The 21324-nt window shown below is 35.5% G+C and carries 20 protein-coding genes; 14 read left to right on the forward strand and 6 right to left on the reverse strand.

The genetic code is table 11. The features are described from left to right. Positions 1-212: 212 nt before the first annotated feature. The 10 genes from AC3HD6_RS03885 (at position 213) to arsB (ending at position 9076) form a co-directional block, all read left to right on the forward strand. Entirely contained in the window at positions 213-902 is a 690-nt protein-coding gene (locus AC3HD6_RS03885) for a hydrolase (protein WP_488895161.1), read from the forward strand. 67 nt (positions 903-969) lie between these two features. Beyond that, complete coding sequence (locus AC3HD6_RS03890; protein ID WP_488895162.1) at positions 970-2742, forward strand: amidohydrolase; 1773 nt, start codon at positions 970-972, stop codon at positions 2740-2742. Positions 2743-2779: 37 nt separating this feature from the next. Further along, positions 2780-3205, forward strand: coding sequence for a DoxX family protein (locus AC3HD6_RS03895; protein WP_488895163.1), 426 nt, complete (start codon positions 2780-2782; stop codon positions 3203-3205). A gap of 1 nt (position 3206) precedes the next feature. Continuing rightward, positions 3207-4577 carry an alginate export family protein gene (locus AC3HD6_RS03900; protein ID WP_488895164.1) on the forward strand — a complete coding sequence of 457 codons (1371 nt, stop codon included), beginning with the start codon at positions 3207-3209 and terminating at the stop codon, positions 4575-4577. Between the two features lie 102 nt (positions 4578-4679). Further along, on the forward strand, positions 4680-5420 hold the full coding sequence (locus tag AC3HD6_RS03905; protein WP_488895165.1) for a M17 family peptidase N-terminal domain-containing protein: 741 nt from the start codon (positions 4680-4682) through the stop codon (positions 5418-5420). 378 nt (positions 5421-5798) lie between these two features. Further along, the gene (locus AC3HD6_RS03910) at positions 5799-6125 is read left to right on the forward strand and encodes an ArsR/SmtB family transcription factor (RefSeq protein ID WP_488895166.1); all 327 of its coding nucleotides are present in this window, start codon (positions 5799-5801) and stop codon (positions 6123-6125) included. Between the two features lie 517 nt (positions 6126-6642). Then, positions 6643-7116, forward strand: a complete 474-nt coding sequence (locus AC3HD6_RS03915) for a DUF6428 family protein (RefSeq protein ID WP_488895167.1) — start codon at positions 6643-6645, stop codon at positions 7114-7116. Between the two features lie 66 nt (positions 7117-7182). Further along, positions 7183-7794, forward strand: a complete 612-nt coding sequence (locus AC3HD6_RS03920; protein WP_488895168.1) for an arsenate-mycothiol transferase ArsC — start codon at positions 7183-7185, stop codon at positions 7792-7794. Position 7795: 1 nt separating this feature from the next. Beyond that, positions 7796-8038: a GNAT family N-acetyltransferase gene (locus AC3HD6_RS03925; RefSeq protein ID WP_488895169.1), complete on the forward strand. Its 243-nt coding sequence runs from the start codon at positions 7796-7798 to the stop codon at positions 8036-8038. 6 nt (positions 8039-8044) lie between these two features. After that, complete coding sequence (gene arsB, locus AC3HD6_RS03930) at positions 8045-9076, forward strand: ACR3 family arsenite efflux transporter (protein ID WP_488895170.1); 1032 nt, start codon at positions 8045-8047, stop codon at positions 9074-9076. A gap of 277 nt (positions 9077-9353) precedes the next feature. Here arsB and AC3HD6_RS03935 read toward each other — a convergent pair whose 3' ends face one another. Together AC3HD6_RS03935 and AC3HD6_RS03940 are read right to left on the reverse strand one after the other, a co-directional pair. Beyond that, a complete protein-coding gene (locus AC3HD6_RS03935; protein WP_488895171.1) occupies positions 9354-10157 on the reverse strand; it encodes a helix-turn-helix domain-containing protein in 804 nt (267 codons plus the stop codon). A gap of 358 nt (positions 10158-10515) precedes the next feature. Continuing rightward, entirely contained in the window at positions 10516-11508 is a 993-nt protein-coding gene (locus AC3HD6_RS03940; protein ID WP_488895172.1) for an SDR family NAD(P)-dependent oxidoreductase, read from the reverse strand. A gap of 306 nt (positions 11509-11814) precedes the next feature. On the opposite strand from AC3HD6_RS03940, the gene AC3HD6_RS03945 reads away from it, so the two are divergent. Both AC3HD6_RS03945 and AC3HD6_RS03950 read left to right on the forward strand, forming a co-directional pair. Further along, on the forward strand, positions 11815-12651 hold the full coding sequence (locus AC3HD6_RS03945) for an SDR family NAD(P)-dependent oxidoreductase (protein ID WP_488895173.1): 837 nt from the start codon (positions 11815-11817) through the stop codon (positions 12649-12651). Between the two features lie 100 nt (positions 12652-12751). Further along, complete coding sequence (locus AC3HD6_RS03950; RefSeq protein ID WP_488895174.1) at positions 12752-13702, forward strand: helix-turn-helix domain-containing protein; 951 nt, start codon at positions 12752-12754, stop codon at positions 13700-13702. Positions 13703-14166: 464 nt separating this feature from the next. Here AC3HD6_RS03950 and AC3HD6_RS03955 read toward each other — a convergent pair whose 3' ends face one another. The 4 genes from AC3HD6_RS03955 to AC3HD6_RS03970 all read right to left on the reverse strand — a co-directional run bounded on the left by AC3HD6_RS03955 (position 14167) and on the right by AC3HD6_RS03970 (position 17681). After that, entirely contained in the window at positions 14167-14805 is a 639-nt protein-coding gene (locus tag AC3HD6_RS03955; RefSeq protein ID WP_488895175.1) for an NAD(P)H-binding protein, read from the reverse strand. A gap of 58 nt (positions 14806-14863) precedes the next feature. Next, positions 14864-15778 carry an alpha/beta hydrolase gene (locus AC3HD6_RS03960; RefSeq protein ID WP_488895176.1) on the reverse strand — a complete coding sequence of 305 codons (915 nt, stop codon included), beginning with the start codon at positions 15776-15778 and terminating at the stop codon, positions 14864-14866. Between the two features lie 36 nt (positions 15779-15814). Beyond that, the gene (locus AC3HD6_RS03965; RefSeq protein ID WP_488895177.1) at positions 15815-16735 is read right to left on the reverse strand and encodes an alpha/beta hydrolase; all 921 of its coding nucleotides are present in this window, start codon (positions 16733-16735) and stop codon (positions 15815-15817) included. 97 nt (positions 16736-16832) lie between these two features. Continuing rightward, positions 16833-17681 carry a helix-turn-helix domain-containing protein gene (locus AC3HD6_RS03970; RefSeq protein ID WP_488895178.1) on the reverse strand — a complete coding sequence of 283 codons (849 nt, stop codon included), beginning with the start codon at positions 17679-17681 and terminating at the stop codon, positions 16833-16835. A 237-nt stretch (positions 17682-17918) separates the two neighbouring features. Between AC3HD6_RS03970 and AC3HD6_RS03975 the strand changes: the two genes are divergently transcribed. Together AC3HD6_RS03975 and AC3HD6_RS03980 are read left to right on the forward strand one after the other, a co-directional pair. Further along, the gene (locus tag AC3HD6_RS03975; RefSeq protein WP_488895179.1) at positions 17919-18974 is read left to right on the forward strand and encodes an NAD(P)-dependent alcohol dehydrogenase; all 1056 of its coding nucleotides are present in this window, start codon (positions 17919-17921) and stop codon (positions 18972-18974) included. 743 nt (positions 18975-19717) lie between these two features. Beyond that, complete coding sequence (locus tag AC3HD6_RS03980) at positions 19718-21319, forward strand: helix-turn-helix domain-containing protein (RefSeq protein WP_488895180.1); 1602 nt, start codon at positions 19718-19720, stop codon at positions 21317-21319. The last annotated feature ends 5 nt before the right edge of the window (positions 21320-21324 follow it).

The following is a 21324-nucleotide window of genomic DNA, read 5'->3' on the forward strand; positions in this document are numbered from 1 at the left end:
TGTGTTGTTTTAAGATAAGTCTGAAATTATTTGATATAACAAGGTTGAAAAAAGCATCAACTTTTTTTATGAAAACTAATTTATTAAACTAGTTAAATGTGCAGGCTTTCTGATCGCCCTAAATTTGTCATATCAAAATCAAAGAAATAATCAATGAGATTTTGAAATTCAAAACAATATTCTGAATAAATAACATTAAAAAATTAAACATTATGAAAAAATTAATCTTAACATTTGCAACAGTAATATTATCAGTATCGGCATTCGCTCAAAATGCAGGGAAAACAATGCTAAACCCAACCAATCACGCTTTGGTTCTAATTGACCACGAAGGACAAATGGCTTTCGCAACAAAAAGCATCAGTATGGAAGAACTGAGAAACAATGTCGCATTAATCTCGGGAGGTTCAAAAATTTTCAATGTTCCAACAGTGGTGACAACCGTTGCAGAAAAATCCTTCGCAGGACCGGTTTTCCCGGAAATCTCAACAATTTATCCTGAAGCCACAAGTGGATATGTGGACAGAACAACAATGAATACTTGGGAAGATTTGAACGCTCATAAAGCGATTACAGGAAAAAACAAAAAGAAACTGGTTCTTGCAGGTTTGTGGACGAGCGTTTGTGTTGTAGGCCCGGCTTTGTCTGCCATTGATGAAGGTTATGAGGTTTACATTATCACAGATGCTTCTGGTGATATTTCAAAAGAAGCCCATGATCAGGCAGTTACGAGAATGGTTCAGGCAGGTGCACGTCCTATTACTTCTGTTCAGTATGTTCTTGAATTGCAGAGAGATTGGTCTAGAAAGGAAACATACAAGCCGGTTAACGATTTGATGAAAAAATATGGTGGTGCCTACGGATTGGGAATCCAGTATGCTCAAGATATGCTTAAACACTAATCAAATTTCAACAACGGCAGGTTGAAACCCGACCTGCTTTTTTCTTCAAACCATTAAAAAGTAAAGTATGAAACTACTACATAAAATTCTATTCTCAATTGTCTTAGGTGCAGGATTGCTCAATGCTCAGAAAGCCGACTTAATCGTAACGAATGGAAAAATCACGACGATGGATGATAAAAATCCGGAAGTTCAGGCAGTTGCAATCAAAGACAATAAAATTTTCCAGACAGGAACCAGTGCTCAGATTCTAAAATTAAAAGGCAGCAATACTAAGGTTATAGATGCTAAAGGAAACAGGGTGATTCCTGGGTTATTTGACAGTCACTTGCACGTGATTCGTGGCGGAAGATTTTACAACACGGAACTTCGTTGGGACGGTGTAAAGACTTTGAAAAGAGCTTTGGAAATGTTGAAAGAGCAGGCCCAGAGAGCACCAAAAGGCCAATGGGTAAGAGTAATTGGAGGGTGGAACGAATACCAGTTTGAAGAAAAAAGATTGCCAACTTTGATGGAGATCAATGAAGCAACAGGGGATGTTCCGGCTTTTGTAATGTATCTCTACGGAAAAGCGTGGCTGAATAAGGCTGGTTTAAAGACATTAAATATCACCGGTAACACACCAAATCCTGCTCAGGGTTTGATTGAAAAGGATAACAACGGCGATCCAACCGGTTTATTGGTTGCAGAACCCAATGCATTTATTCTATACTCAACTTTGGCAAAATTACCTGAATTGTCTGAGGCTGAAAAAGAAAATTCAACATTGCAATATATGACTGAACTTAATCGTCTTGGCGTAACTGCTGTGATGGATGCAGGCGGCGGTTTCCAGAATTTCCCGGACGACTACGGAACTACAGATGAATTGAATAAACAAGGAAAAATTACAGTTAGACTACCATATTACTTATTTGCTCAAAAGAAAGGCTCTGAATTATCAGATTATACAAAATGGACAGGGATGGTAGACATCGATAACCACGGTCACAATGACCATAATGAAATTGATTACCATGTGAATGGGGGCGGAGAGAATTTGGTTTCAGATGGTGCTGATTTTGAAAACTTCCTTTTTCCACGACCTGAATTACCGGCAACCATGGAAAAAAGTATGAAAGAAGTTGTAAGTCTTTTGGTGAAAAAAAGATGGCCATTCAGAATTCATGCAACATATAATGAAAGCATCACAAGATTTTTAAATGTAATAGAAGAGGTAAATAAAGAAACACCTTTAAACGGATTGGTCTGGTTTTTTGACCATGCAGAAACGGTTTCAGAAGATAATATGAAAAGAATCAAAGCTCTAAACGGTGGAATTGCAGTGCAACACAGAATGGCGTATCAAGGAGAAAGCTTCATCCACCGATACGGGAAAAAAGCAGCTTTGGCTTCACCACCAGTAAAGAAAATGCTGGAAATGGGAATTCCTGTAGGATTGGGAACAGACGGAACGAGAGTGGCCAGCTATAATCCTTGGATTGCTTTATATTGGATTACTTCCGGAAAAACGGTGGGTGGAACACAGATCATGGCAAAAGAAAATGGTCTGGACAGGAAAACTGCTTTATCGCTTTCTACTTTTGGAGGATACGAACTGATAAAGGATTATGAAAAAGGAAGAATCAAGAAAGGATATTTTGCAGACCTTACAATTTTGGATAGAGATTATTTCAGTGTTAATGAAGAAGAAATCAAGGAAATCACTTCAAAGCTAACCATTGTTGACGGAAAAGTAGTGTATGGTGATGAAACATATAAAAATATTGCTCCAGCTTCACTTCCTGTAATTCCTGAATGGTCACCTGTAAAATATTACGGAGGGTATCAGGCAAAATAATTCATCATCAAACTCTTGAAAATTTTAACCGAAGACAATGAAAAAGCTTATTCAAATCATTACGAACACTAATCTAGAAGGCGAATTAATTCACGTGGCATTATTTATTTTCAGAATTGCATTATCATTAGAATTAATCATTGCTCACGGGCTGAAAAAGCTCGGAGTAGGTGTTGCGGAAGCAGAACAGATTCCCAATCCATTGCATCTTCCGGAAGCCTTCAATAGCCTTTTTGCTGATGCAGCTAACTTGGTTTTTCCTGTGTTTGTCATCATAGGATTATTTACAAGAGTTGCAGTTTTACCAATATTAGCGGTAACGTTGACGGGATATTTTGTCCTCCACTGGAACGATGCTTTACTGATAAAAGATACACCATTTATGTATAGTTTATGTTATTTGTTCCTGCTTTTTGTAGGCTCAGGAAAATATTCAATCGATAATTATATAGGTGAAAAATAAAATGAAGAAGCTGATTAAAATATTATTGATTGTTCAGATTGTCCTGCCGATAGTGGTTTCAGCACAATTTAAGCTCATGAGATTTGATGAAAGCTATGGAGTGTATCAGGATTCAACAAAAACATTTTATAATTCACTGAAATATATTCCGCTTTCCGAAAATAATAACAGCACATATTTATCCTTAGGCGGAGAAGCGAGAGCGGAATTTGTAGAGTTTAATAATGAGGACTGGGGAAGATTGGGAATCGGAAGCAATCCGTTTTTCATCCAGAGATATACGATTCATGCTGATATGCATTTAGGTTCAAGAGTAAGAGTTTTCGGACAGTTGAGAAGTGCATGGGAAAACGGAAGAAAGAATGGGCCAAGGCCGATTGATGAAGACCATTTGAATATTCAGAATCTCTTCATAGACATGGATGTGATTAAAAATGAAAAAGAAAAATTAACGGTTCGTGCTGGAAGGCAAGAACTGGATTATGGAAGCGGAAGGTTGATTTCAGTTCGTGAAGGCCCGAACTTGAGACTTTATTTCGATGGATTAAAAGTAATGTATCAAAGAGGAAACTTCAAATCGGATGCTTTTGTGATGATGGCAAGCGAAATCAATACCGGAGCATTTGATAATAAGCTTTCAAAATCTATTAGCCTTTGGGGGAGTTACAACACCTTGATTCTTCCTAAAAGTGGAAATTTAGAATGGTATTATCTGGGAATACACAGAAAAGAATCCCGTTTTGAAGACGGAACAGGGGATGAGACAAGACATACTTTAGGTGGAAGATTCTGGAAATATGGCGGCGGTTTTATTTACAACTTTGAAGCGGCTTATCAGTTCGGAAATTTTGATAAAGGAACAATCAGTGCATGGACAGCTTCTGCAGATATAGGATATATGTTCGAGAATATAAAAGGAAAGCCAACCATCAATCTTCGCAACGATTATATCTCAGGAGATAAAAACAAAGGTGATGGAAGATTGGGTACTTTTAACCCGCTCTATCCAAAAGGTGGTTATTTTGGATTCAATCCACAAATCGGACCCGTGAATCTGATTGATATTCATCCTTATGCAACCATCGATTTGAATAGTAAGATAACAGTTCAGGCAGATGTGGTTTTCAATTGGAGATATTCTTTACAGGACGGCGTTTACAGACCCAGTGGTTCATTGAATCTGGCATCAATGAATTCTAAAAAAAGATATATAGGAACGGCTTTTTTAGGAAGTTTTAATTATAAAATCAATAAATTTTTCACCTTCAATACAGGAATACAGTATTTCAAAACCGGTGGATTCGTAGATGATATCATCGAAAATGACAAAGACGGACTTTTTATTAATTCAAGAATCGTATTCAAATTTTAAATGGTTGAATTTCATTAATTATCTCACATCAACGTTGAAATTTATTTCTAAAGCTACCTTTGATAAACCTTAAAACAAGAATTAAACTTTAAACAAATTATTATGAAAAATACAATAAAAAATACCTTAAGCAGAACATTATTAATTGCAGGATTATCTTTCTCGACTTTAATTTTTTCTCAAACGGCAACAGCCAATTCATCTCCGACTCCAGCAACAATAGGAACGTCAAAAAACTGGGGTTCCGTAGATGGGATTTCGATGATAGGCTTGGTTCAGGGACCCTCTTCTGCAGATGCTCAATTACAAGTTGCCTGTGTTTTCGAATATACGGATAATGACATCCATAGCGCTCAGGCATTACCCGCAAATCTGAACGGGTTGGTACATTTGGATGAAGCTTTGAAAGGAGAATTGACAAAAATCAGAAAAGGAGGTTACTTCAAGGGACATTCTTTGGAAACAGTATTGATTGCTCCACCTAAAGGGGCTATGTCTGCCCAAAAACTTTTGCTGATTGGTTTAGGAGACAGGAATACATTTACTCCAGAATTAATGACTTCAGTGGGAGAAGTCGCGGCTCGTGAAGCGATGAGATTAGGGGTAAGCAATTTTGCTTTTGCAAGCGACTTAAAAGATGCCGGCATTGACTCTCCAACGGCTCTGGTGGCTGGAAATGTAGTGAAAGGAATAGTGAATGCAAACCGCTCCGAAACTTATTTGAAGGAACATGATCTTTCCAAAACAAAGAAATTAGAAAAAGTATATCTTTTGGCAGGGCCATCATTCTTTGAAGTTGCAGGTAGCGGAATTAAAGATGCTATAGCGGAAGTGAAAAAATAACTTTACTCTCATCTTTTTAATTCACGGGAGGGTATTATTTAATAACAATGGCGTCAACTAAAAACAGTTGGCGCCATTTGAATATTTGTGAATTCATTGGTTGGAGCATCGAACCTTTTTTTGTGGATTTAGAAGTTTTTTGCCTGATTTATGAAGGGTTTTAAAAAATCCATTCAGATTTGAATACGGTCAGGTATGATATAGTGTGTAAAAACTCCTTAGATGTAGCCAGTACGCTATCTTTTCAAACGGAGACTATTTATTTTACAGGACTTTAGCTAAACATCCTAATTTATATCCAAATAAAAATTGAAAAAAATCTTGGAAAATTTTTCAATTTATTTTTAATATCGTAATATTGCAATATAATAATTATTTATGGGAGCTACAAAAACAGATCATTTTACAGACAGTCAGAACCAAATTGCGACTATTGCTAAAGCTTTGGGACATCCGGCAAGAGTGGCTATTATAGAATACTTATTAAAAGTCAACACGTGTATAACCGGAGATATTGTCAATGAACTACCACTAGCGCAGCCAACAGTATCACAGCATTTAAAGGAGCTAAAAAATGCAGGATTAATAAAAGGGAGTATTGAAGGTAATTCAGTCTGCTACTGTATTGACGAAAATACATTCGATATTATGAAAGAATACTTTTCAAAAATTATATTCACGGTAACCAGCCAGAAATGCTGTTAACAATATGAAAAACGGCTTTCATAACATCTTTGTATTGTTGATCTCTTATTCGTTGCTATCAGTATTAATGGCATATTTTCACTCGTATAATATTGCCTTATAAACATAAAGAAAACCGTTTTGAAGATCTTACAAATAATGTCCGGCCTATTTTATTTACAGGTATCCTTATCTCATTATGTATGAATGTTGAAAACAGCAGTTTGTTTCTGTGGGTTGCATTTTGATAGAAGGCGAGATCATTACATGGATCTATACGTTAAATAAGTTAGTAGATCTATTAATGGGACTTACCGGGATGGGAATATATCGTATATCGTGTTGTGAACAGTTTCCATTTGAAGCTATTGCTGTCCTACTGGTCATCAAAATTAGTGATCGGTTGGAAATAACTTAGAAGAAAGGTCAACAAATTAAAACTTTCATGCCTTTCCATTCATAGTAATGAATCTAAATACAATAGAATCAATTTGATTAAAATATCGCAATATTGCATTATAACTATAAAGTAAAAACAATGAAATTATCAGAAATTAAAGAAATCCTTCCAACATTAGAAAATGTTGAATTTCAATTAGAGAATGGAACCTTTGTACCGGAACACTTTCATATTACCGAAGTGGGGCAGATCAATAAAAAGTTCATTGATTGTGGTGGAGTAATCCGTGATGAAAAAGCTGTAAACTTTCAGCTATGGAATGCCGACGATTATGAGCACCGTTTAAAGCCTGGAAAATTACTGAACATTATCAGACTTTCTGAGGAAAAATTAGGAATTGAAGACTCTGAGATCGAGGTGGAATATCAAAGTGATACGATTGGTAAGTATGATCTTGAGTTCAATGGAAAAACATTTGTCCTGAAAACTAAAACCACAACATGTTTGGCTCAAGATACATGTGGAATACCTTCTGAAAAACAAAAGAAAAATCTTTCCGAACTTGCTGTAAACCAAAACAATTCTTGTACACCAGGCGGTGGATGCTGCTAATAACCCACATATTATCAACTAAATATAGATAATCACATTAGAGAATTCCCAATCAAACAACTAAAAATGAACAAAAAAATTGTAGAAAGTATTAATGAGGTTTCTATTGATACTATTTCAGAGGAAAGAAAAAATGTTTTACAGCCACTGATAAATTACATACAAAGCAAAGTAGAAACGAATCAGAGCGTCCGGTTGAATTTCATCTGCACGCATAATAGTCGAAGAAGCCATTTGTCACAGATCTGGGCACAAACAATGGCTTATCATTTTGGCATTAAGAATTTATATTGCTATTCAGGAGGTACAGAAGCAACTGCCATGTTTCCAAAAGTAGTAGAAACATTGAATAACCAAGGTTTTCAGATCCAAAAACTCAGCGAAACAGAAAATCCAGTTTATGCTGTAAAGTATGCACAAAATGAATCAGCTATCATCTGTTTTTCCAAAGAATATAATAATGAATTCAATCCTAAAAATGAATTTGCTGCTATAATGACCTGCAACAATGCTGATGAAGGATGCCCCTTAGTTTTTGGGGCAGAAGCCAGATTTCCTATAAAATATGAAGATCCTAAAGCTTCTGATAACACTGCAGAACAGACGCAAGTCTACAGAAACAGAAGTTTACAGATAGCTGCAGAAATGTTTTATGTTTTTTCACTTATAAAAAAATAGCATGCAGATAACTACAATTGATCAAGAGGTATTTTTAGAAATTGCAGAAATATATAGACAAGGTCTTGAAACAGGTAATGCTACTTTTGAGACCATAGTACCAACTTGGGAAGATTGGGACAAAAGTAAATTAAAAGATATTCGGATAGCTGCTGTCATTGACAATATTATGGTAGGGCGGGCTGCATTAACAGTGGTCAGTGATCGCAGTGTTGATAGAAGCAAAATAATAGGAATAAATTAAAAGATTATGCAACCAAAATTAAAATTTCTTGATAGATACCTCACTTTATGGATATTTCTTGCTATGGCGATTGGAATAGGTTTAGGATTTTTCTTTCCGAACATTTCAAAGGTCACAGATTCTCTATCGGTAGGTACAACCAATATCCCATTGGCAATTGGATTAATCTTAATGATGTATCCGCCATTGGCTAAAGTAGATTATTCCCTCTTACGAATAGCATTTAAAGATAAAAAGGTAATCAGTATATCATTATTGCTAAATTGGATAATAGGACCTATTTTAATGTTTGTTCTCGCTATTGTGTTTTTGAGAAATGAACCTGATTATATGATTGGATTAATACTAATTGGTTTGGCCAGATGTATTGCCATGGTAATTGTATGGAATGATTTAGCAAAAGGAAATAGAGAATATGCCGCACTTTTGATCGCTTTAAACAGTATTTTTCAGGTATTCACCTACAGCTTTTTTGTATGGTTGTTCATCAATATACTTCCGGGTAAATTAGGTTTTGCCAATTTCAATGTAAGTGTATCTATGAAGGATGTTACGGAAAGTGTACTTATTTATCTTGGTATACCTTTTCTGGCTGGTTTTTTAAGCCGATACTTTTTAGTAAAATCCCAGGGTATAGAATGGTATAACCGAAAATTTGTGCCGAAAATTTCACCAATAACATTGTACGCATTATTATTCACAATTGTCCTGATGTTTAGTCTTAAAGGTGAAAAAATAGTAGCAGTACCCATGGATGTGTTAAAAGTAGCTATTCCATTAGTACTTTATTTTGTTCTTATGTTCTTTGTAAGTTTCTTTGTAAACAAATCGTTGAAAGTTCCTTACGACAAAAATGCTTCTATAGCTTTTACAGCAACTGGAAACAATTTTGAACTAGCTATTGCGGTAGCTATTGCAGTATTCGGTATTAGCTCACCACAAGCTTTTGTAGGGGTTATAGGTCCACTTGTAGAAGTTCCGGTACTCATATTACTGGTTAAAGCAAGTCTTTGGCTAAAAAAGAAATATTACAGCTAAACAACCAACGGAATTTTTCAAGGTAATTTAAGGCCATACCAATCTTATCAGCTAATCATCTTTTAACCGAGAGAAATATACGCTGATAGGTTTATGAATGTCTAAGTAATGTACTTTTTACTATCTACAAATCAATGGCTAAATTTAGTTCTTTCATTTTCATAGATCCAGTATACAATTAAGTACATCCTCCGTTGTACCATCGAGCCAGCTCATGCTTATAACCATGTAAGATGGAGCTATAGAAATTGACTGATAGAAGATTTACTATAAAAATTTAAGGCACTAAAGAGCTTGGTGAAATCCCGAATTGCTTTTTGAAAGCAAATGAAAAATGGGAGAGGTTTTCAAATCCTACCTCATAGCAAACTTCCAATGGCTTTTTTTTCTTTTCAGTAATTTGATAATAAGCAAGTTCTAAACGTTTATGTGTTAACCACCGTTGTGGAGTCATGGTAAAATCCTTTTTAAAATCCCGCTTAAATGTTGTAAGGCTTCTGCCTGTGAGGTAACCAAACTTTTCCAGCGGAAGATTGAACATAAAATTTTTTTCCATATAGTCGACAAGATTGATTTTTCCGGGTTTTTCAAAATTAGCAAGTACATGATCAATTTCTTGGTTCAGGGTTCTGAGAATACTGATGGCTTCGGTGATTTTAATGGAAGCAATATCCACAGGGATTTCCTTCATGTCAAAATAGGGAATAAGTGATACCAGGCAGCTTTCCAGCAGAGGGTGATTATTGAAACAAAAAATCTTCGGTGAATTTTTGGGTTGAGGATTTATATTCTTGTCTGCATAAAAATTCTTTAATGTTTCTAATGATAAATGCATGACCACAGTTTTGTGGGGTTCTCCGTCTTTAGGGTAGTTAATAATAGTAGCCAGCTGATTTCTGGGAATTAGAAAAATATCCCCCTTTCCAAATGTATAAGTAGCATCAGCCTGTACAATTTTGGTTTCTCCTGAAAGAAACCAGACCAGCATATGCTCTTCAAACATAATATCCGATTTGAAAAACTTGTCTTCGTAGCTTGAAAGCTTTATATCTTCGGTAATGTATCGGGCTTGGTATTCCATGATTTTTGCTTTTTTAAGAAGGAAATCAATAAGGTAAATATAAGAAATAACATCATTTACTTTGTTTAAAAGTTCATGTAAGAGAAGCAAAATGGCTATCTTGCCTCTCTTTTATGATTGTAATTAATTCTAAATAGATTGTCTGCCATCCACCAGAAACTTGGCTCCGGTTAGAAAGCCTGCGTTTTCACTTATTAAATAATGGATCATATCAGCGACTTCTGCCTTTCCCATTGAATGCTTTGTATCAGATGGTTTTCCAGTTCTTCATTTAACGCGATTTTGTCCATGATTTCTGGCCTGGCCTTACAGAGCTAATAGAATAAGTTCAATAAAACATTCAGAAAATTATCAGGATTTATGGATTGAAACGGATACCCGTCATCTCTTCCGTCAGTTTCCATAGTTTCTTAGCATTGTTTTCATCCAGTGAATAAGGATTTACTCCTTTCTGATCGGTAATATCTGATGAGAGTACAGCGATGTCCCCGTCCTCACAATAGACTCCACCTATATCATCAAGTAAAGGGCTGGTAGCACACCAAACTGTTGTAGCAGCTCCTTGGGGAACAGTTTTTAAGGATGCCGCTACTGCAGGTAATATATTGCCCTCTGCATCCATGAAACCCATTTTTTGAAATAATTCCAATGGAGCTTCCCTGCCTAATTCTGTTCCGCCAATAGAACCGGGATGAACCGCATAGCTTCTGATATGGGAAGATTGTCCTCGCACATCCAGTTCCATCGAAAAAAGATTGACGGCTGTTTTGGATTGTCCATAGCCTTGTAAAGTTTCATATTCTCTATGCAGGAAATTAGGATCATCAAAATTAAAAGACGCAAAATGATGACCGTGAGAAGAAACATTAATGACTCGTGATCCGTTGGCTTTCTTAAGTGCAGGCCATAATCCGGAGGTAAGCTGAAACGCAGCTAAATAATTGGTTGCCAGCTGAGATTCTATACCTCGTTCATCTCTGCGAAGTGGTACCCACATAATGCCCGCATTGTTGATTAGTAAATGCAAAGGTCTTCCTGACGCGATAAAGTTTTCCGCGAAGGAATCAATAGAGGTGGGAGACATCAAATCCATTGCTGCAATTTCAATATTTTCCATTCCTTCCAGATTCTTCTTTGCCTTTTCAATATCACGTGCAGCTACGATTACTGTAGCTCCTGCTGCTGCGATAGCTTTTGTGGTTTCCAGTCCAATTCCAGTATTGCCACCTGTAACTATGGTGACTTTTCCGGTAAGATTGATGTTTTGAATGACATCATTGGCTGTTGAAACTGCATTGAAGCCTGAACCGATAGGTTGTTGTTGAGCTCCCTGATAATTATTCTTTTCCATTTTGAATACGTTTAATTGTTATGAAACAAAATTAGAGAAGCTTAACCTATTTTGTTTTGTTCAAAAGGCCTAATTAACTTTGTTCAAAAGAGCATGTGATTGTATAAAAATAGAGCAAGTGTCCTAATAAAATCAAACAGTTTAAAATTGGACCTACCTATTTAGATGTAAATAATAAGACGAACAAAACAGTTCCTAAAATCAGTTGTTCGTTTTTCTTTGTTTTGGTTAGGATAATCCTCATTCCGGCAACGCAAATATATCTGTTTAGAAGCAACTTTGCATTAATATTAATACAATTAAAAAATGGAAAATAGACAAAAAGAAAAAGTTTGGTTCATTACAGGATCTTCAAGAGGATTTGGAAAAATATGGACAGAAGCTGCTTTGAAACGTGGAGATAAAGTAGCTGCTACAGCACGTAATATCAATAGTATTGCTGCCTTAAAAGAAAAGTATGGCGATCAGGTCTTGGTACTTGAAGTAGATGTAACCAATGCCTCACAGGTGCAAAACGCTATGAGCAAGGCTAACCAATATTTTGGAAGATTAGATATTGTATTTAATAATGCCGGATATTCTTTAGTGGGAACCATAGAAGAGAGCAGTACTGATGAGGTTAAAGCCATGTACGAAACCAATATTATAGGACCTATCCATGTAATTCAGGCAGCATTACCAATACTGCGGGTCCAGGGGCATGGCCATATTTTGGGGACATCCAGCGCCGTTGGCATCTATAGTAATCCTCTTATCGGGTATTATTGTTCTTCAAAATTTGCGTTTGAAGCGATTTACGATAGCTTATCTAAAGAAGTTGCAGGATTTGGAATCAAAGTAACGCTGATTGAACCGGGGGCATATAGTACTGAATTTGGTAGTGCTGAATCGCTGAAAATAGCTAGCAAAAGACTAGCGGATTATGATGATTTAAAAAGCAGTCTGATGGAAAATTTACAAAAACTGGAACGTGGAAATCCTATTGCCACTCCCGACGCTATATTTGCTGTCGTCGATACTGAAAATCCGCCGTTGAGATTACTTCTGGGTAAAAACGATTTGCCACATATCCAACAAATCTATTCAGAACGTATCCAGGAATGGGAAACTTGGAAACCGATATCTGAAGCGGCCCAAGGCTAATGATCTATGCTGCCTTTAGCAAACTTTCCGTTCTATTCGCTTTTCTTTTTAGTGTGGAAAAGCGAATATTGCTTACCTTGTAATCTAGAATTTTTATAACATGGCTTCAAAAAAAACGAATCATTCCGTAAAAAGATTTAATACGCTGGCTGAAGTAATGAAGGTATCGGGTTTTCTACCTCCAAAGCATCCTTTAATTGTTTTGCTAAACGGTGTAGATAAACCACTTAAAGGTCGTGCTCCTAATAAATCACACGTACTGAATTATTATAAAATAGCTTTTAAACCGGATGCCGGAGGAGAGTTAATGTATGGTCAGACTAAATTTGATTTTAAAGAGGGAGGTTTGTTTTTTGTGGCTCCAAAACAAATTCTATCCTCGATAGATGATAACGATAAAGAGGAAACTGAAGTGCAAAAAATACTGAGTCCACAGATCACATTACTTATAGATCCTGATTTTTTACTGCAATACCCATTGGCACAAAAGATCCACCAGTATCACTTTTTCTCTTATGCTGCTAATGAAGCGCTGCACCTTTCTGCGAAAGAAAAAGAAACCATTTTGTCGTTATTCAGAGATATAGAAGAAGAGCTTGAAAATCGAATAGACGACATGAGCCATAATGTGATCATATCTCAAATTGAATTATTATTAAACTATGCACAGCGTTTTTATAACAGGCAATTTCTTACCAGAAAACAAAACTATCCCAGTCTTACCGATCGTATCGATCAGTTGTTGGAGGATTATTTTAATAGTGATAAGGTCCTGAATACCGGAGTCCCAACCGTTCATTATTTAGCTGGTCAGCTACATATGTCAGCAAGTTATTTAAGTGATTTATTAAGAAATCTTACAGGGCAAAACACGCAACAGATTATTCATGATAAAATGATTTACCGTGCTAAAAATAAGTTATCTACTACAGCTCTAAGTATTTCCGAAATTGCATTTGAATTAGGTTTTGAACAGCCTCAGTCCTTTAGTAGATTATTTAAATTAAAAACAAATCAAAGTCCACAGCAGTATAGAGCTCAATTCAATTAATTTTTTACAGTTACTTAAACACTAATAAACTAACAGTAATTGTCTTACATGGATATAGTTGTTTGCGTTATATTTTTACGCTCAGTTACATAGGAGGGGGTTTTTGTAATCATCCCCAAGTTTTGTACCTGATCCAAAATATCAGGCTGCAAAAGTTTGATATATAGACTTTTATGTATGAAAAAAGAGAGACAACTATCAAATAGTTGTCTCCTTAAGTGAACTTGCTGGTGGGAACATCGAACCAATTTTTAAAAGATTTGGAATATGTTTTAGATGTATGTGGTTGATAATTATGATATTGTAAATTGATTATTTTAGTTTGAATCCTGTTGAGTTAGTTCTTAATTTTAATTAACATGAAATAGTAGGAATACATAAAGTCATTTTGAATGATGGTGTTTTGTTATTGGTATAATTGAAAAAAAATCTCAACCCTTAGTACGGGGATTGAGATTACTATTTTAATAAAATGACGGTTTGTCACCATAAACACCAGGCTTATTGATACCTACACTGGCCTGAACATCTTTTTCAGGATGCTGTATAATATTAGCGATATAAGCCGCTACTGCTTTTCGGGCAACTTCAGTTCCAATAAAAGGTTCTCCCTTTTGTGTTGTTTCATAATCGGTCTCATTTTTATCCGTTAACCATGAAGGGCGGACAATGGTATAATCAAGACTGGATTTCTCAATAATCTGAGCCGCTTTACTATATCTTACCAGCTCAGAACCAATAATCCTGTTGTTCCATTCTCCAAACTTACCAGCAACCTCATCATAGATACCAAGAGAGGTTACGAAAATGAGCCTTTTTTTAGCATTAGCTTCCATTGTATTGACAATTGCTGAAGCCATTTTATCTACTTGTCCTGCAAGATTGGCATATACAATATCACTTTCCTTTATGGCTACCGTAAGGACATCCTGATTCAGGACATCACCAAGAATGATGTTTGAAGATGAGGTAGACTCTTTCACGTGATCTGCATTTCTAGCCAATAATGTTAATGAAATATTTTTATTGGGAATAAGGAATTCAATGACATGTTGAGCAATAGCTCCGCCTGCACCCAATACCAAAACTTTTGTTGTTTCCATTTTTTATGTTGTTTTAAACAATGAGGTCAGAACTCATCTGACCTCATTTGTTATTTAATTATAAATTTTCCTTGTAAAAAGGGATAAGTTTATCCAATGCAATTTTTACCGGTTCCGGTTTGTCATAAAGATCATAATGTGACCAGCCATCAACCACTACCAATTCTTTCTTTTGAGAAGCAGCACGGCGGATGATTTCAAATCCATCTCTGTATGCTCCGAATGCTCCTGGTTTACGTCCCACAATGACTAATAACGGTTGGGTTAGTAATTTTTCAGCAAGATTATAAGCATCCCAGGTTAGGGCCGCTGCATTATGAGAGAATAATGTTTTGTTTACCCCGTTGGCGCTCTCACCACGGGAAGTACGGTAATACTCAGTCGCTTCCAGAAGATCAATGTCTGCATTATTATCAGCTTTAGCCATTTCATAAGTAGGATAAAGACCTTGATCCACTCTTAAAGCAGCTCCTCTTGCTTCTGCTGTTCTCTGTTCCGCAATCGCTTCAAGATTAGCAATCGGATCACCGAATTCACGCATTACACGGCCATAATTAGCTCCGGTTACTGTGGCAACAGCTTTGATACGACGTTCTTTCATTGTAGCATTGATAGAGTAACCTCCGGCACCACAAATTCCTAAAACTCCGATTCTCTTTTCATCTACGAACGGAAGAGTCACCAGATAATCACAGGCATAACTGTAATCTTCTACACGGAATGATGGATCTTCTAAAAACCTAGGCTCACCACCACTTCCTCCCTGGAAAGAAGCGTCTGGAACTAATACGACAAATCCTGCATCAGCAAATGCCTGTCCATACACATTTCCTGAAGTCTGTTCCTTACAGCTTCCGATAGGGTGGGTGCTGATAATAGTAGGATATTTTTTGTTTTCATCGAAATCTGGCGGGAATAATAGATCTGCTGCTATATCCCAATACATTGCTTTGAATTTTACTGACTTTTTCATTTTTTAATATTTTTATTGTTATAAAATTTGTTTGTTTTATGAATTGCTTTTTAGAGTAGTTTCAAAAAAGGTGTTGATTCTGTCAACGGCTTGATCTACATAAGTGGATACGTCATACAGATCAAAATGGTTGGCTCCATCTATTATAAAAAGTTCTTTTGTTTTGCTGGCAGTTCTTTCATACAGAAAATCACTGTTCCATTTTGAAAGAGCATTGCTGCCGGCTATAATAAGTAAAGGTTGTGTAAGAAGAGTATCTACACGATCAAAAGCATGAAACGCAATAAGACCCGGTAAATCTGTTAACAGATATTCTCCTGTAGAATTAGGATGCTGTGCTCTTGGCGTTTTGTAATAGTCATATCCATCTGTGGCTTCTTTTCCCCAGGCTTCATTTCTTTCTCCCACCCAGTTTAAATAGATTGGGTCGGCTCCATTGGCTTCTGCTGTTCTTTGGTTATTGGCGGAAGCTAATGTTTCAGAAATATTTACTGTTCCTCCCTGTCCATTCCATCCTTTATGGTACATCTCACCGATATCCACTGCGCTAACGATTGCTAAAGCTTTAATACGATGATCTTGTTTCGTTGCAGCTACAAAGTATCCACCACTGGCGCAGATTCCGATTCCTGCTATTTGATCAGCATCCACGTATGGTAAAGTTGTTAGATAATCCACTGCAGCACTTATATCTGCTACTCTGAATTGTGGATTTTCCTGATGGCGTGGTGTTCCTTCGCTATCTCCTTGGTAAGAAGCGTCAAAAGCAAGGGTGACAAATCCTTTAGCTGCCATTTTTTCGGCATAGATTCCTGCGGTTTGTTCTTTTACTCCTCCGGCAGGGTGACCTACTACAATAGCAGGATATTTTTTTGTGGCATCAAAATTTTCCGGAGTATAGATATTAGCGGCTATACTCAATTCTTTATTCTTAAAGTATCTTGATTCTGGTTTCATATTGTATCTTATTAAATGTTTGTTCATTTTGATAAGACAAAGTTATGATGAGGTTGATGCTATATTTGAAAACAAAATACTTTAAAACAGAAACATTTTACTGATTTCTGAATACCTTGGGTGAAATTCCTGTTTTTTTACGAAAGAACCGGGTAAAATAGGTTGGGTATTCAAAACCTAAACTATAGGCTATTTCATTAATACTAAGCTTTGTATCTCTGAGTTTAGCCTTTGCAGACTGTATAATATACTGATGAATATGTTCTATTGGCGACTGTCCTGTAAAGTGTTTAATTACATCTCCAAAATAATTAACAGAAAGGTGGGTTCTATCTGCAAAATAAGCAACCGTGGGAAAGGTATCTATATCATTGTCTTTTCCGAAATACCAATCCAGATCCTTATAAAAATCAGCAACTACTTTATTGTAAACTTTGCTTCTTGATTCAAACTGACGTTCGTAAAAGTTTTGGGTATAGGAAAGAATGAGAACAGCATACGAAACCAAAATATCCTGAGAGAAATCTTCCCGCTGATATTCTTCATAAGCTTTTATAAAAAGGTCATACAGTACTTTACTCTCTCGATCTGTCAGAAATAGGGCTTCATGGCGCGTATACCCTGTAAAGGTGTAATCTTTTGCAAACTTATCCAGAAGTTTTGGATTGACAAAAATTCCATATCCTATAAAAGGATGCTCCAGATCCCATTCCATATTATTTCCCGGTTTATCCAGAAAAAGACATGAGCTTGACATTTCTTCAACAGGTGGTTGCACTGCAATATTGTTCTTGATGGCAATTACATAGAATTCAAGTTCTACATTTGGAGATTTTAAAAGTAAATTCTCATGCTCATCATAATGTATCACCTGGATAGCATCACTATTGGAGCCTTGTACATTAATATACTTTAAAAAGGATGGTATGTTATAGGATTTCGCCATTGCATTATTTATTCAAAAATAAGGAAATACTTAATAGAGGAATGAAACTTATTACAGTAAGAATGAAACAATTTACAGGATTATAATGAGCATACCCCATACAATATTGTTTTGCATCAGTAAAATGTTTCTATATAAAAGTGATTTGTATTCTAATTCAGAAAGCTGGTGCTTTTAGCTTTGCATCAGTATAAATAAAGATGTCTTTGACATCAGAATAATTTAAAAAACAAAAATATGGATTCATTTACAGTAAAAGCATATGGTACGGCAGCACAGGATATTCCTTTGGGAGAAATGCATATTCAGCGTCGTGAAGTGCAGCCCAAGGATGTAGAAATTGAGATCTTATATTGTGGAGTTTGCCATACAGATCTTCATAAATCAAGAAATGATTGGGGAGGTTCAACCTATCCGGTTGTTCCGGGGCACGAAATTGTCGGAAGGGTAACAAAAGTAGGTAAGGAAGCTTTTAAATATAGTATTGGCGATCTGGTTGCCGTAGGATGCCTGGTGGATTCATGCAGAACATGCCCGAATTGCCAGAAAGATTTGGAGCAATATTGCCTAAATGGTTTTACTGTAACTTATGGTGGTGCTGATAAACATTTAGGAGGTTCAACGTATGGTGGATATGCAGAAAAGATTGTGGTAGATGAAGATTTTGTTCTGAAAGTACCCGAAAACGTAGATGCAGCTGCTATCGCACCTGTTCTTTGTGCAGGAATCACGGTCTGGTCACCACTAAGACACTGGAAAGTAGGAGAAGGATCAAGAGTAGCCATCATTGGTCTTGGAGGATTGGGACACATGGGAATTAAGCTGGCAAAAGGGCTTGGAGTAGAAGTTACTTTGTTCTCAAGAAGTGCTGAGAAAGCTGCCGATGCTACAAGACTTGGAGCAGATCATGTGGTTATATCTACCAGTGATACGGAGATGAAATCTGTTGCCGGAAAATTTGACCTGATTATTGATACTGTTCCTTATGATCATGATATAACGCCCTATATGCACACGTTAGCAACTGATGGAACATTGGTATTGGTAGGATATTTTGGTGATTTTGAAAAGAAATTCAGCACCCTTCCTTTATATATGAGACGTTCTGTAGTGGGATCTGTTATCGGAGGCATTGCAGAAACTCAGGAATTATTGGATTTCTGTGGCAAAACAGGAATTGTATCAGACATTGAGGTGATCAATATCCAAAATGTAAATGAAGCCTTCGAAAGAATGGAAAAAGGAGATGTTCGTTATCGCTTTGTTATTGATATGAAATCTATTAAGAATTGAAAAATAAGGTACTTAAAAATGGCAAATATATGAGACTGTAGCCTGAACTGTGTCAGAGGAATAATTCAATAAGATTATTTATATTCAATTATTCAAACGACACGGTTATGAAAGAAAAAGATCCCATTCGACTTTGAACGTTTCAAGGCAGAAGCCATACAAGGTCTTTACGAAGGTAAAAGTTTGTCTCCCAATGATGGGATTTCAAATTACGCTTCAATACCGATGAAATCTCTGATAGAGCACTTTAGATTGTCTGTTTCAGATGGCCTAGGGATTTCACTTCACAGATCAAAAAATTCAAACCATAAAATATCAGGCTGTAAAAGTTTGATATAGAGTATTTTATGCGTAAAAAAAGAGAGACAACTATCAAATAGTTGTCTCCTTAAGTGACAAGACGAGCGTATCTTCAAACACTTTTATAGATGATTTAGTTCGTTTGAGTCAAATTAAACAAGAATTATTGCTTTCATTTGGATATTTATGTATATAATTGATCTTTGCGAAAACTTTTGCTTCACCAACAAATGTATACCAGTTTGATTAATAATTTTTATCTACTGTGTTTATTAATTTTACCTCTATTAATATTTTAAAATACCTCCACTATTATATCATCCTTTATACTTTGAAATCTGGTTTTTAAATATTAGTTTTGGTCAGCTGATATTAAAAAAAACATAGCTTAAACAATAAGAATATAATGGTAATAAGAACATTTTCAATAATTTATGTGGAGTATGCAAATAACATATAAGGTTAAATATAAAATGATAAGGTTTTTATTAATTTTTAGTACTCTTTTCCTTTTTATACAAGTCTCTTCTCAGGCTAAAATTGATGTAAATAAGAGAAAATTATTCTATCAACAATACGATGATAAATCATATAGTCCGGATAAACTGCTGATAAGAGCAAAAAATATGCTTAAATACGCACAGAATGACTATGAAAAGGCTCTTGCTTACTCTAATTTGGGTGATTGCCTGTATGGACAAGGAAATTATTTGGGATCTGTAACAATTTTGCAAAAAGCAGATTCTCTTATGAAGAAGAGCGACTCTGTCCAAAATCGAATAACGATATTATATTCACTTATAAATTCATACCGAAGAGCAGGACTAATCGTAGAATCCGAGGAAACGTGGAAATTGGTAAAAGAGCTTGATAATGAATCAAGCCCATTTATTAAGACTGCAAATTTATTATACACTCAAGCAAAAATCTTTGATATTGATGGTGATTATTGCAAAGCGGCAGATAGCAGAAAAAAGTATATTCAACATATCAGCAAGATACCAGACAATATGTCCAATACTCTCTCTAATGTAGAGTATAAGAAGCGGTTCGATTTTACATTGCTGGTGCAATTGTGCTATGAACAAATCAGATGTGGTAGAATTGATGAGGCTAAAGAAACTTTAAAAAAAACTGAAATTACTCTCAAAAGTATTAAAGATAAATCTCCTATAAATTTTTATGAGTTTTATTTATTGGACAAAGCACTTATTAATCTCAAAGACAATAATTTGTACGAGGCGAGAAAAAACTTTGACTTGGCTTATTCTCATCCACATGTAGAACGAATTGTTATCAAAGAAATTCTAATGAATAGGTTAGAAGCCAATATAGATACCCCTACAGAGCAATTAAAATTTTTGAAAATCATTTCTGGTATTACCAATTCTCAAATTACAGTTACAAAAAATCTAACAATAAAAGAAACCACTAAGGATAAAAACAACATAAAAGAAAAAAAAGAAAATATAAAGCTTAATCTGATCATTTTTATTTGTATTATCATTGTATTAATCATCTGTAGTATTTTCATTTTTAGGGCGAAAAATAAAAAAATAAAATCAACATATCAAAAAATCATTAAGGAGCTTGAAAGTCCGCTTTCAGAGACTACTATTTTTTCAGAATCTCAAAAAAGTGTAAGTGATTCTTCAAAGGAAAAAATTTTAATAAGCGAGGAAACAGAAAGAGAAATTCTAAAAAAACTGGACGCTTTTGAAAAGAAAAGACTTTATATAACTAAAGGAATTTCTGCTGCACAAATGTCTGTAATGCTTAAAACTAATACAAAGTATCTTAATTATATTATAAAAAAATATAGGAATTCGGATTTTTACAACTACATCAATACCCAACGGATCAATTATATTGTGAAAGAGCTTCACGATAACCCTCACTTACTACAATATAAGATTTCTGTATTAGCCGATATGTGTGGCTACAATTCTCATAGTCAGTTTGGAAGTATTTTTAAATCAATTAAGAATATTTCTCCTAGCCAATACATTAGTTTTTTAACTGAGGAACAGAAAATTAAATCTTAGTAGAA

The organism is Chryseobacterium sp. II3a (assembly GCF_057815135.1).

Excerpts from the sequence above, each read along its gene's own strand:
- AC3HD6_RS03885 (WP_488895161.1), top strand. The coding sequence starts at position 213 with ATGAAAAAATTAATCTTAACATTTGCAACAGTAATATTATCAGTATCG.
- AC3HD6_RS03890 (WP_488895162.1), top strand. The coding sequence starts at position 970 with ATGAAACTACTACATAAAATTCTATTCTCAATTGTCTTAGGTGCAGGA.
- AC3HD6_RS03895 (WP_488895163.1), top strand. The coding sequence starts at position 2,780 with ATGAAAAAGCTTATTCAAATCATTACGAACACTAATCTAGAAGGCGAA.
- AC3HD6_RS03900 (WP_488895164.1), top strand. The coding sequence starts at position 3,207 with ATGAAGAAGCTGATTAAAATATTATTGATTGTTCAGATTGTCCTGCCG.
- AC3HD6_RS03905 (WP_488895165.1), top strand. The coding sequence starts at position 4,680 with ATGAAAAATACAATAAAAAATACCTTAAGCAGAACATTATTAATTGCA.
- AC3HD6_RS03910 (WP_488895166.1), top strand. The coding sequence starts at position 5,799 with ATGGGAGCTACAAAAACAGATCATTTTACAGACAGTCAGAACCAAATT.
- AC3HD6_RS03915 (WP_488895167.1), top strand. The coding sequence starts at position 6,643 with ATGAAATTATCAGAAATTAAAGAAATCCTTCCAACATTAGAAAATGTT.
- AC3HD6_RS03920 (WP_488895168.1), top strand. The coding sequence starts at position 7,183 with ATGAACAAAAAAATTGTAGAAAGTATTAATGAGGTTTCTATTGATACT.
- AC3HD6_RS03925 (WP_488895169.1), top strand. The coding sequence starts at position 7,796 with ATGCAGATAACTACAATTGATCAAGAGGTATTTTTAGAAATTGCAGAA.
- arsB (WP_488895170.1), top strand. The coding sequence starts at position 8,045 with ATGCAACCAAAATTAAAATTTCTTGATAGATACCTCACTTTATGGATA.
- AC3HD6_RS03935 (WP_488895171.1), bottom strand. The coding sequence starts at position 10,157 with ATGGAATACCAAGCCCGATACATTACCGAAGATATAAAGCTTTCAAGC.
- AC3HD6_RS03940 (WP_488895172.1), bottom strand. The coding sequence starts at position 11,508 with ATGGAAAAGAATAATTATCAGGGAGCTCAACAACAACCTATCGGTTCA.
- AC3HD6_RS03945 (WP_488895173.1), top strand. The coding sequence starts at position 11,815 with ATGGAAAATAGACAAAAAGAAAAAGTTTGGTTCATTACAGGATCTTCA.
- AC3HD6_RS03950 (WP_488895174.1), top strand. The coding sequence starts at position 12,752 with ATGGCTTCAAAAAAAACGAATCATTCCGTAAAAAGATTTAATACGCTG.
- AC3HD6_RS03955 (WP_488895175.1), bottom strand. The coding sequence starts at position 14,805 with ATGGAAACAACAAAAGTTTTGGTATTGGGTGCAGGCGGAGCTATTGCT.
- AC3HD6_RS03960 (WP_488895176.1), bottom strand. The coding sequence starts at position 15,778 with ATGAAAAAGTCAGTAAAATTCAAAGCAATGTATTGGGATATAGCAGCA.
- AC3HD6_RS03965 (WP_488895177.1), bottom strand. The coding sequence starts at position 16,735 with ATGAAACCAGAATCAAGATACTTTAAGAATAAAGAATTGAGTATAGCC.
- AC3HD6_RS03970 (WP_488895178.1), bottom strand. The coding sequence starts at position 17,681 with ATGGCGAAATCCTATAACATACCATCCTTTTTAAAGTATATTAATGTA.
- AC3HD6_RS03975 (WP_488895179.1), top strand. The coding sequence starts at position 17,919 with ATGGATTCATTTACAGTAAAAGCATATGGTACGGCAGCACAGGATATT.
- AC3HD6_RS03980 (WP_488895180.1), top strand. The coding sequence starts at position 19,718 with ATGCAAATAACATATAAGGTTAAATATAAAATGATAAGGTTTTTATTA.